At 69.9% G+C, this 10,465-nt stretch carries 9 protein-coding genes and 1 pseudogene; 2 read left to right on the forward strand and 8 right to left on the reverse strand.

Going from position 1 to position 10,465, the window contains the following annotated elements; translation table 11 throughout:
• Together D7V93_RS27775 and D7V93_RS27780 are read right to left on the reverse strand one after the other, a co-directional pair.
• Positions 1–1,710: DUF4091 domain-containing protein (locus D7V93_RS27775; RefSeq protein WP_120646265.1), on the reverse strand; the 1,710-nt coding region annotated here is incomplete at its 3' end.
• Between the two features lie 186 nt (positions 1,711–1,896).
• Positions 1,897–3,141: a phospholipase D-like domain-containing protein gene (locus tag D7V93_RS27780; protein ID WP_120646266.1), complete on the reverse strand. Its 1,245-nt coding sequence runs from the start codon at positions 3,139–3,141 to the stop codon at positions 1,897–1,899.
• A 204-nt stretch (positions 3,142–3,345) separates the two neighbouring features.
• Here D7V93_RS27780 and D7V93_RS27785 point away from each other — a divergent pair, with 204 nt between their 5' ends.
• The gene (locus D7V93_RS27785; RefSeq protein ID WP_120646267.1) at positions 3,346–4,119 is read left to right on the forward strand and encodes a hypothetical protein; all 774 of its coding nucleotides are present in this window, start codon (positions 3,346–3,348) and stop codon (positions 4,117–4,119) included.
• A 162-nt stretch (positions 4,120–4,281) separates the two neighbouring features.
• Here the strand turns inward: D7V93_RS27785 and D7V93_RS27790 are convergent, their stop codons facing one another.
• The 4 genes from D7V93_RS27790 to D7V93_RS27805 form a co-directional block, all read right to left on the reverse strand.
• Entirely contained in the window at positions 4,282–4,752 is a 471-nt protein-coding gene (locus tag D7V93_RS27790; RefSeq protein WP_120646268.1) for an NUDIX hydrolase, read from the reverse strand.
• Positions 4,749–5,318, reverse strand: coding sequence for a DUF2380 domain-containing protein (locus tag D7V93_RS47620; RefSeq protein ID WP_341870969.1), 570 nt, complete (start codon positions 5,316–5,318; stop codon positions 4,749–4,751). The genes D7V93_RS27790 and D7V93_RS47620 overlap by 4 nt, the downstream gene beginning before the upstream one ends.
• Before the next feature lie 959 nt (positions 5,319–6,277).
• A complete protein-coding gene (locus tag D7V93_RS27800; protein WP_120646269.1) occupies positions 6,278–7,606 on the reverse strand; it encodes a hypothetical protein in 1,329 nt (442 codons plus the stop codon).
• Between the two features lie 190 nt (positions 7,607–7,796).
• Entirely contained in the window at positions 7,797–7,973 is a 177-nt protein-coding gene (locus D7V93_RS27805; protein ID WP_244237549.1) for a hypothetical protein, read from the reverse strand.
• On the opposite strand from D7V93_RS27805, the pseudogene D7V93_RS27810 reads away from it, so the two are divergent.
• Positions 7,970–8,278: pseudogene (locus D7V93_RS27810) on the forward strand (oxidoreductase dimerization domain-containing protein); the annotation flags it as partial. The gene D7V93_RS27805 and the pseudogene D7V93_RS27810 overlap by 4 nt on opposite strands.
• Before the next feature lie 3 nt (positions 8,279–8,281).
• On the opposite strand, the gene D7V93_RS27815 reads toward D7V93_RS27810, so the two are convergent.
• Together D7V93_RS27815 and D7V93_RS27820 are read right to left on the reverse strand one after the other, a co-directional pair.
• A complete protein-coding gene (locus D7V93_RS27815; RefSeq protein ID WP_120646270.1) occupies positions 8,282–9,046 on the reverse strand; it encodes an immunity 52 family protein in 765 nt (254 codons plus the stop codon).
• A gap of 12 nt (positions 9,047–9,058) precedes the next feature.
• A partial coding sequence (locus D7V93_RS27820; RefSeq protein WP_279636954.1) for a Tox-REase-5 domain-containing protein occupies positions 9,059–10,465 on the reverse strand: 1,407 nt, incomplete at its 5' end.

Below are 10,465 nucleotides of genomic sequence, written 5' to 3' on the forward strand. Positions count from 1 at the left end.
CTCAGGAGGCGTGCCCATCTTCGGGGCCGCCGGGTCGCCCTCGGTCAGCTCCTGGTAGCGCTGGATGAGCCGCAGCCGCGCCGCATCGAACGCGGCGCCGTCGTCCGGCACGCGCGACGCGGAAGGAATCAGCTCCCGCGCCACCTTGCGCGCGAAGTCCGGGTCGCCCGCGTCGCCCACCGCCTTGAGCCACTCGTAGTCCTGCATGCCCTGGCGGATGAGCTTCAGGCGCAGGGACGCCACCGGCACGTGCGTCGTCCCGCCAATCGCGGCCGGTGTGCCCGGGTAGAACAGCGTCCCGTCCCCGTTGCCGTTGAAGCGGTACTGGTCCGACCACGCCGTGGGGAGCATGAGCACCGTCTCGTAGTACAGCTCCCCCTTCCCGCCCTGGAGGAACGTCACCCACTCCATCGAGCGCACCTTCGCCGCCGAGCGGTCCAGCATGTACGACGGCCAGCCCGCCCCCGGCAGGTTCTCCGGCGCATGGGTCCCAGGCGCACAGCCGTGGCTCATGCAACTCTGATACGTCCACAACTCCGTTCCGGGACGTGAGAGGAAGTGCGTGTACGTCGCGCTCTGGTCTCCCACGAAGCCCGGCTCCGTGCCGTCCAGGTGGTTCACCAGCGGCACCACGACGTCCACCAGGGGCTCCAGGGCGTTGAGCTTCAGCTGGAGCGAGTTCGTCGTCAGCATCGTGCGAAGCTCGGGCGCGGCCTGCCGCACCAGCGCCCCCGTGGCTTGCACCTCCGCGAAGCTCGACCCGTAGGGCGGCTCGTCGCCAATCTGCACATAGGCCTGGCCCAGCCAGCCCCGCTCCCGCATGTGCTCGGTGAAGCCCCGCAGCTCATCAGGGGTGAGCGGGCCGTCGTATTCCATGCTCGTCATCCGCGCGCCGGGCAGCCGCGTGGGCGCGGTGCCGTCCAGGTACGGGCCAAACGTCGCGTCGAAGTCGTTCCACGAGGGGTGCCACGGCCTGCGCGGGACGAGGTTGGGCAGCGTGAGGCGGTGCTCCAGCGCCAGCTGCTGGTAGCGCGCGAGCAACGGCTGCAGTTCCTGCGTGGAGCAGTCCTCCCGGCCCGTGTGCGCGCGGCACACCTGCGACGGCGTCAGCAGGAACGCCGTGGCCAGCGAGGACGTGCTCGGCATCACCGCGTCCACCACGGTCAGCCTCGCGGTCACCTGCCGCTGGAAGCCTCCGGCCGCCTCCACCGTCACCGTGCCCGTGTAGTCGCCGGGCGGCGCGTCCCGGGGCACGTGCACGTCCACCCAGAGGGCGCGCGCCTCGCCCGCGGGCACGTCGAACGGGAAGGCATTGCGCGGCTCCTGGGCGACCTCGTCCGTGTCGGGCACCAGTCCGTCCGGCCACCGGCCCACCGGCTCTCCCTCCACCGAGGCCGTCTTCGTGGTGACGAGCGCCTCGCGGTACAGCGTCACGTCCGGCCCCGTCAGCGTCGCGGGGCCCTCCAGCGCGGGCAGCCGGGCGCGCACGCCCTGGAGGCCCAGGTCACCACCGTGCAGCGCCACCTGGAAGGAGACGAACTCGTTGCGCGCGGCGGTGAGGCGCACCTCGGTGACGCTCCCGGGAGCGGTGTCGTCGGGCCGGACCTTCACCATCAGCCCCTCCCCCCACACCGCGGGCCCGGCCGCGAACACCGGCCAGGCCATGGACAGTGACAGCACCGCGAGGCCGAACAGTCGAATCGCCAACATGCGAAATGAATGCGCACCGACAGTGAATGGCGACCCACGTCGGGCCCCCCCTGACGGCCCCTCGTCCAGGCCGACCAGCGCTCCAGGGCCCGTGTCTTGGGGGGTTGGCGCCATTCCCAGACGGAGTGGGTGGGTCACAGGAGCCAGCCGGCGGCTTGCTCCCACGTCTGGCGCGCGCCCCCTGGTTTAGAGGAAATCGCCGATGAACCACGGGAGCTGCTCGCCCAGCTTCTGAAGCAGGCCGCGGCGCTTCCAGCCCTGCCAGTGGATCTCCACGGAGTGGGTGAAGTCCTGTTCGAAGGAGACCTCCAGCGCCTTCGCCAGCGCCGCATCCTCCACCATCAGCGAGCCCTCATCGGTGTGATTGAGCGCGAGCGGATCCAGGTTGGTGGAGCCCACGATGCTCAGCAGGTCGTCCGCGAGCAGCGTCTTGGAGTGCATCATCGACACCTCGTACTCCCAGATGCGCACGCCGCCCTCCAGCAGCCGCGCGTAGGACGCGCGCTGCGCGGCGAACACGGGCCCCACGTCGTGGTGGCGGCCCGGCACCAGCACCCGCACGTCCACGCCCTGGCGCGCCTTCTCGATGAGCATGTCGCTGATGGCTTCGGACGGCAGGAAGTACGAGTTGGCGATCCACAGCCGGTGCTTCGCGGACGCGATGGACAGCAGCCACATCTTGGACGCCTCCGACAGGAAGCGGTGGCCGGTGCTGGCGACGAAGCACCCGCGCGCGTCGCCCGCCGGGACGAGGTCCGGGAAGGACTCCGGTGGCAGGAAGGCCCCGCCGGCCTCCTGCCAGTTCTCCGCGAACGCCTGCTGCATGCCGCGCACCGCGGGCCCGCGCACGCGCACGTTGGTGTCGCGCCAGGTCTCCGGCGCGTCGCCGTTGCCCAGCCAGCTGCGCCAGATGCCGAAGCCGCCGGTCAGCCCCACCTCGCCGTCGCGGATCACCATCTTGCGGTGCATGCGCGCGCGGATGCGGCTCGCGTCCAGGGCCGTCACCGTGCCCTGCATCGGACGGTAGATGCGCACCTCGCAGCCGGCGTCCGTCAGCACGGGGGCCACGACCTCGAAGTTCACGCTGCCCAGCGGATCCACCAGCACGCGGCACTGCACGCCGGGCCTGCGCTCGCGCAGCGCGATGAGCAGCCGGTCCGACGGGATGCCCGGACGCCAGATGTAGCTGGCGATGTGGATGCTGGAGCGGGCGGCGCGGATCTCCTCCTCGATGACGTCGAAGACCCGCCCGTTCAGCACCAGCTCCACGCCGTTGCCCGACTCCAGCGGCACCCCGAGCGTCTGGGTGATGGCGACGTCGCGCGCCACGGGGTCCTCCGGCAGCGAGCGCAGACGCAGGTCGTGTCGGTGGTTCGGGTACGGGCACCCCGCCATGAGCAGGGCACACAGGATGAGCCAGGCCAGCCGCAAGGCCCCGAAGCTAGGGCGGCCCTCCTCCCCGTGCATCCACCGCGTGCAGGGGAATGAAGGAAGCGCGGGAAGGGCCCCGGGCTCCGTCCACCGCTGGACGATTCACTCCGGTGTCTCACGGGGCGGGTGGTTTCGGGCGCGCCGCATGCGCACTGCTGGGAGCGACGGGTGGAGGCGGCCCGCGCACGGAGGACGGACACGGGCATGGCGCGACGGGGCAAGGGGCCGGCACGGAGCCGGGTGGACCGGGCGCTCCTGCTGGCGGGCCTGCTGGGCGCGCCGGGGGTGCTCGCGTCGGAGGCCCGTCCTCCGCAAGAAGGGCCACTTCCAGTCGCCGAACCGCCGCCCGCGGAAGAACCTCCGCCCCCGCTGGAGCCCACCGTCTCGGATGCGCCGTTCCTGGACGCGCAGCCTCCGCCTCCGGCCGTGCCGCCACGGACCCTGCGGCCCTTCATCCCCCACGGGGAACCCGACACGGACGCGCCGCTGTCCGGTGGCACCTGGGCCGCGCACGGGGCGCTCACGCTGCTGCCCCTGGGCACCGCGTGGGCCGCGACCCGCGTGGGAGACGACTCGCGCCTGGGCCCCATCGCCGCCGAGGCCGCCGCCGGCACCCTGGTGGCCTCCCTCCCCGGAAGGTTCCTCTTCGTCCACCCTTCCTATCCCCAGGGGCGATGGATGGAGCTGGAGGTGGGCGCGTTCGGCGCCGCCTTCGTGGTGACGCCGCCCCTCGCCGCGCTCGGCACGTGGGGCCTGGGCGAGGTCGCCTTCGGAGGCAGCGAACAGCGTGGCCACGCGTACCTGGGCGCGCTCGGCGGCGCGGCGGCGGGAATGCTGGTGGGACTCGCCGCGCACGAAGCGCTGCGCCACCTGGCCGGCTCCAGCGAACGCCTGGAGTTCGTGCGCAGCTACCTCGCGTTCACCTGCATCGGCACCGGCGCCACGCTGGGCTACCAGTGGAGCCGCACGCCGCGTTGACGCTCATCTTCGCGATTCAGGAGTTGCGAGAGTCACAAGGCCAGCAATCGCAACGGCTTGCCGGGGTGCTTCGTTGTCGGGGGACGCTCATCCCGCGTACCGGGAGCGCTTCCAGTCCCACGGTGCCAGTGCTCTCGCTGTCGGCGGAGGGCGCTCAAGGAGTCAGGCTTCCTCGTCAGGCAAGAGCGTGCGGAGCAGTTCGTCATCGGGACCGAGCGGTCGCCAACCGGGCGGCGGTGGATTGGCGAGGAGCGCATCTCCGACCCGCCTTACACGCTCTTCGTGTGTTTCAGGAGTGATGCCGGACCACAAGCCAAGTGCTTTGGCGACCTTGAAACGGTTGGCGTCATCCAGCACGGCCGGCCAGCCGTTTGGGAGATGCGCGCACAGTTCGCGCACGAGCTGCCCGCGCACCAAGCGCGTGACCCGGTGGGCGCGCTCCGCTTCAGCTACCAGTCCGTTGTACACCTGTACTCCAGCGACGTCGTCCGGCCCCAGTTCCTCTGCCAGCGCCACCAGCGAGGCTGTGGGGCGCGCTTCGGCAAATGCAGTGAGCGACTCGTAACCGCACTCGCGGACGCGCTCATACAGGCGGGCTTTCCAGTTGCCCTGCCATGAACGTCCGTCAGTCATCGTCTGCTCCCCTTCGTGAACCTCATCGGGATGGCATAGAACCTCATGCGCTCCGCGACGATGTCCAGGACCTCATTCCGCGTCAACATCCGCCCGACCTTGGTCTCGGCGTCGCCCAGTGTGCGCATGATCATCCGGTTCCACTCACCCGGCCACATGCGCCCCAGCTTCCAGTTCCCCCCGCCGTGAATCGCCTCATGGTGTGCCTGCTCCAACCGGACGCAGAACTGGTCGATGTCCATGTCCCCCGTGAAGCCGCGTTTCTCGAACCATGCCCGATGCTCGTCCGGGAAGACGTGGTGCTTCGGCGCGTCAGACATGCCTGCTCCCGCTCTGCCGGTTTCGTGCATGCCGCGTACTTCGGGGCTGTCCCCCAGCGCGTCGCGCACGCCCTTGGGCAGGTCCTGATGCGCCTGGGCCATCATGACCTGCCCGCCATGGATGAGGACGGCCGCGCTGGCGGCTGGGACGGAGATGACGCCCGCCTGCACGAGCCTTCGCATCATCTCCACCCACTCCGCGGAGACCACCATCCGCGAGCCCACCATCACTCCCCCCGAACCCATCACGAGGCCCACGCCAAGCGTCGCGGGGGCCGAGGGGGGGCAGCCGTGGCAGCGACATCTTCAGCGTGGAAACCAGGGTGAGCATCTCCACCGCCTGCATCGCCGCGATGACCTGCCCGCCGAGCTTCAGGGTCGAGCGGGTCTCTCGCTGGAGCGCGTCGAACTCACGGGTCAGCTTCCCCATCAGCTCGGGCATCGCGGTTGTCGCCGCCTCGACCCGCTCCGGGTCCAATGAAGCGAGGTCCGTCAGCGTAGGCACCATCATTCCCTGCACACGATGAAGGTCCGCGAATAGCTTCTCGACGCTGCACATCGGGCAGTGTCGGAGCACGGCATCAGCGAGGTGGAGGAAGTCCACCCAGGTGGCCAGCAGAAGGGTCCCGAACTGAGCAGCTTGGAGCCGGGGCCCCGTCATGCGCAGGAGGCCCAGTTCCATGCTCGAGTCGCCCACTTCCGAAGCCACTCCTGTCAGCGCGGTGGCGCTCCCGAGTGCCCCTTGGAGCCACGTCAACTGATGGGAGCCGTGGTCGAGATAGCGGGTGAAGACGCCGGTGAGGCCCCATCCCCCGAGGGCCGGAGGGCGGGCCGCCAGCGTGGAGAACGCGGCTTCGACGCTGGCCATGGAGCCCTTCACCTCGTCCATGGCTTCGAGGACTGCTTGACGCGTCAGTGCGGCGCTCCGCGCCCCACCCCCAATGGCTCCAGCCGTGCTGCGTTGCCCCACTCCCGTCGCATCGTCACGTGGCCCCTGGCGACGCAACAGCCGTTGGGACACCTCGGGTCCCGAGATGGAGGGCGGGAGGGAGAGCGAGGCGCGCGGGTGCCCATCGCTCGGAGCCTCTCCCCGCACGGGCGCAGGAGCCGCACTCGGCGCGTAGCTCAAGCTGCGGCCACGCCCAGGAGCCTGCGGCGCGGAGGCGCATCCCGTGGCCAGCAGCACCACGGCCAGCAGCAGGGCGTCAGCGCGCATTGTCCATCCCCAGGCCCGCCGAGGCGAAAGCCCCCGGCCGCAGCGTCCCTTCCGACGTGGGGAACAGCAGCGTGCCGCCCGTGCCCAGCGCGTAGAGCTTCCCGCCCAGGAATCGCCAGCGGACCTCGGCGGACCCCAGGTAGCGCGCTCCGGGCTGTCCCATGCCCACTCCGAGCCCCTTCAACGCCACTTCCAGACAGCGCGCGAAGAGCTGCACCGCCACGCGCCCATCCACGTCGAAGCTGCCCCACGAGAAGGCTTCCGCGCCTAGCGACAGCTTCAGGTGCCTGGAGAGGCCGCCATGGCGGACCGCGTCCCAGCCCACCTCCGCCTCCCCAGATGCGGAGTAGCCGTCCGGGAAGGCCGCCTCCGCCAGGGGCACGCCCTCCGGCCCTGCGGCCTGGAAGCGCGCCAGTTCGTAGTCCGGGCCGAAGAAGCCCTGACGGAATCCACCGTGTTGCCTTCGCACCTCCAGGCGCAGCGACAACTCCAGCGTGGGTGTCAGCGCATCCGCGCCCACGCCCACCGCCGCACCCCATGCGCCACCTGTGCCCGGCCGTCCACCCCAGCCCGCCAGCAGGTGCGCCTCGAAGCCTGGACGCATCAGCACCACCGCGGTCCCATCCAGGTGCGCCAGCGTCAGCGGTGGCGCGCTCCCTCCGGCCTGCCCCCAGTCATGCACAGCGGAAAAAGCCAGCGTGTAGCGTCCCGGCTCGCGGGCTCGCCCGAAGAGGCGTCCGACATCCAGCGCCAGCTCCGCTCCCATCAACCGCGCGCCCAGCACGTCCGAGACGAAGGCTTCCGTGTAGAGCGCCCCCACGGTGCCGGTGAGGAAGCCTCCCGCCGGGTGATAGTCCGGGTTCAGCCGGTTGGAGTAGCGGCGCACCAGATGCGCGGACAACAGGCTGTAATCCTCCAGGGCGCCCAACCACACACCCACGGGTGCGGAGTCCGAGCCCAGCTTGAGGCCGCGCACGAGCTGCCCCCAGTCGGAGGGGCTGTCCCAATCCTCGCGTCGCACGCGGCCCAGGCCCTTCGCGCCACCCCACAATCGCAGACGGACCGGGGCGCCCAGGTTGAGGCCCAACTCCGGGCCACCATCGAGGATGAGCGTGGGCTCGACCTGGGCGAAGCCTTCATCCGCGCCCGTCCCCGCACGCGGAAGCACCGCCAGGGTCGTCGCCTCCAGCCGCGCCAGCGAATACCAGGGGCGGGTCGGTGGTGCGGGTGTCGCAGGCTCGGAGTCGGGAGAAGCCGTGGCCTCTCCCGCTCCTGGCAAGAGCCACAGGCACAGCATCACCCACCGGCGGCTCCCCATCGCTCGCGCCTCCTGGATGCGCTCCTGTGCGGAGAGCAGAACCAGGTCATAGCCCCCGGGTCCGGCACAGCGGCCGAACCCGGAGCGCCTACGCACCCCAGGGCATGTAGGAAAGCGAGAACCGGAGCGTCAGACTGTTGGCTGTCGCCTCCCGGCGCGATGCGTGGTGTCCCCCAGGGCCGTCACCGCGTCACGGCACGGTGTAGAGCCCGACGACGTTCGGGTCCAACGTGGAGCTGGAGAGCCGCAGGCGGGTGGCGCTGCTGACGCTCGTGACGTCGGTCACGCCCAGGTTCGCGAGCGAGAACGAGACACCTCTCAGCTTCGACTTCAACGATCCCGCGGGGGTGCCGGTGACGCTCGCCACGCCGCCCGATGCTGTCCGGCCGCGACGAGCGAGCGATGATGAAGGTGGTGGTGGAGCGAGGCACCGAACGCGTGCTGGGCTTCCACATGGTGGGCGCGGACGCGCCCGAAATCATCCAGGGGCTCGCGGTGGCGCTGAAGTGCGGCGTGACGAAGAAGCAGCTCGACGCGACGGTGGGCATCCACCCCACCACCGCGGAGGAGTTCGTCACGATGCGCGACAAGCGGCCCGACCCGTCGGAGAGCGCCGCAGCCCTGGAGTTGGGGCACGACGCGGCGGTGCCCCCCATCACGCGGCCCTCCTGACGGTCAGGGCGTGGCAGGCTGCATGAGCCCCGCTCGGGCCAACAGTTCGCGCACACGCCGCGCCAGCGCGATGTGCTCGGGGTTGGCGGCCGTGAAGCGCTCAGGGGTCAAGATGATCAGCGAGCCCTTGTCCTCGACGGGCTCGATGCGCACGGGGGCAGGAAGCGGCGGCACGGTGCCCCGTTGACGGGACAGGTAGGTCATCCAGCCCAGCCAGATGTCCGCCTTGCCCTTCTCATCTTCCAGGTCCCGATGCGCGTGGGACATGGCCACGGCCCATTCGGGATCCCAGGCCAGCGCCATGCTGCGCACGACCCCCGTCAGCACGGGAGCAGTGATCACCCGCTCCGCGTTCAGACTGCGACCGGGTGTGGGCAGCGTCAGCACGCAGGAGTTTGAGCCCGCTTCCGAGTAGCCCCCACTGTAGATGCGCAGACTCGCCCGGTCGTAATCACGCCCCCCGTTACCGAACCAGAAGCCAAAGCCCAGGCTCTCGATGACAGGGCCTCCCTTCTCGCGGTTGACGCCAAGCTGGAACTGTTCCGTAAGCATCGGCACATCGGGAGGCATCAGTGGGTACTCACGCGATTCCCTGGATGATCGCGTGGGCAAGTACCACTGAGAGAGGAATGGATCGCTTGGCGCCAGCAAGGCAAGGAACTCCGCCGTGCGCCGGGCGCACTCCTCAGGCGACTCCTTGCGCGCCCCCCAGTAGGCACCTGCAAAATAGGTTTCGGGAGGGGTCTTGGGGCTGGCCTTGGCTGTCACGGTATTCCCTCCTCACAGTGCCGGGGTGTGGATGACCGTAATCTCATGCACCCTGTTGTCCTGGAGCAGCTTCCGGATGGCCTTGGCTGCTCCTTCCTCGGCGACGTGCCACTCAATCGCGCTCCCCATGCCCAGAACGCTGTCCCGTTGTCGCATGGCTTGATCAATGAGCCCCTTGGCGCCTGTCGGTTCAAACCAGGATTTCGGATCAAACGTATCGAGAAACTTGTTCGCGTAGCCGGGACCCTTGGCCTCCAGTAGCACGCCTTCCTTGAACCCATCGAACTTCACGCCTCCACTGTTCTTGCCCACTCCGCCGACCCAGTACGCATCATCGGTCGAGTGCCCCGTGATCTGCTCCTGGTAGCGTCGTGCTCGCGCGGACATCGACTCCTTCGCCGGCCCCCATTGCCCCGGCCCCTGGGAAGGCGCTCCACCCTTCGAGGCGGTGTTCGCCCGTTGGAGGATGATTGCCGCCCCGGGTCCTCCGCTCAACACCGCCGCCGCGCGTCCTGCTGGCACCGCGACGCGCTCCAACGCCAGCACACCCTCCGCCGACAACGAGAGCACCGGCACCGTGGCCTCCGCGCCCACCACCATTCCCTTCAGTGTCCGCGTCGTGGCCGAGGCCGTACCCCAGGTGACGAGCATCCCCGTCGTCAGTCGCGACACCTCACGGATCTGCTCGCCGCGGGTCATGGACTGGAAGCGTTCCCAGTACGCGGGCGCTGACGTGATGAGGGCCGCCACACCCGTCGGCAGGTTGCTCAGTCCCGCGATGCTGTCCACGGGGTGCGAGAGCAACTGTCCCAGCGCGTGGTACAGCTCCACGAAGGCGTCCTCCGCTCCATCCAGGGTGCGGCTGATGACGTCCGCGTCGTCGTACACCTCGGCCAGGGGCCGCCAGTCCGAAGCCTGGAGCCGTGCGTCCACGGTCCGGAAGACGCCGCCCTTGCCGCTGTAGAAGCGGCCCAGCTCGAAGCCATGCGCCCGGAAGGCGCCGTCTTGCCACTCGACGGATGCCACCTTCTGCTGCGTGCGCCCGGTAAGGGCCCACGCCAGATAGCCGTCGGGTCGCAGCACCGCGACCTGCTCCCGGGAGAAGCGCTCCACCCGCCGCAACAATTCCTCCCGTGAAACTTCTCCTCCCTCCAACACCTCGCGCAGCAGGAAGCCCGCCGCCATCCGAGGTGGGAAGTTGCTCAACGTGACGGGCTTGCCCAGGAGCACGCCCAGCAGTCGCGCCGCTTGTGTGGGCGTCAGCACTCCTCCCAGGGGGCGCTCGTCCCGCGCCTCCAGCCCCGCGTCCGTCAGCAACTTCTCCCAGGCATCCGCCTGTGTGCCGGGACTTGCGACGCTCGCCAGAGCCACCGTCGTGCGGACGGGACTCGCGCCCGTCACCACCTCGCGGACGCCCTT

It is taken from the genome of Corallococcus llansteffanensis (assembly GCF_003612055.1).
In the GTDB taxonomy this organism is placed as follows: domain Bacteria; phylum Myxococcota; class Myxococcia; order Myxococcales; family Myxococcaceae; genus Corallococcus; species Corallococcus llansteffanensis.

What these genes read in the sequence shown, in the direction of transcription:
- D7V93_RS27785 (WP_120646267.1), top strand. Translation starts at nt 3,346, where the DNA reads ATGGCGCGACGGGGCAAGGGGCCGGCACGGAGCCGGGTGGACCGGGCG.
- D7V93_RS27790 (WP_120646268.1), bottom strand. Translation starts at nt 4,752, where the DNA reads ATGACTGACGGACGTTCATGGCAGGGCAACTGGAAAGCCCGCCTGTAT.
- D7V93_RS47620 (WP_341870969.1), bottom strand. Translation starts at nt 5,318, where the DNA reads ATGGGTTCGGGGGGAGTGATGGTGGGCTCGCGGATGGTGGTCTCCGCG.
- D7V93_RS27800 (WP_120646269.1), bottom strand. Translation starts at nt 7,606, where the DNA reads ATGGGGAGCCGCCGGTGGGTGATGCTGTGCCTGTGGCTCTTGCCAGGA.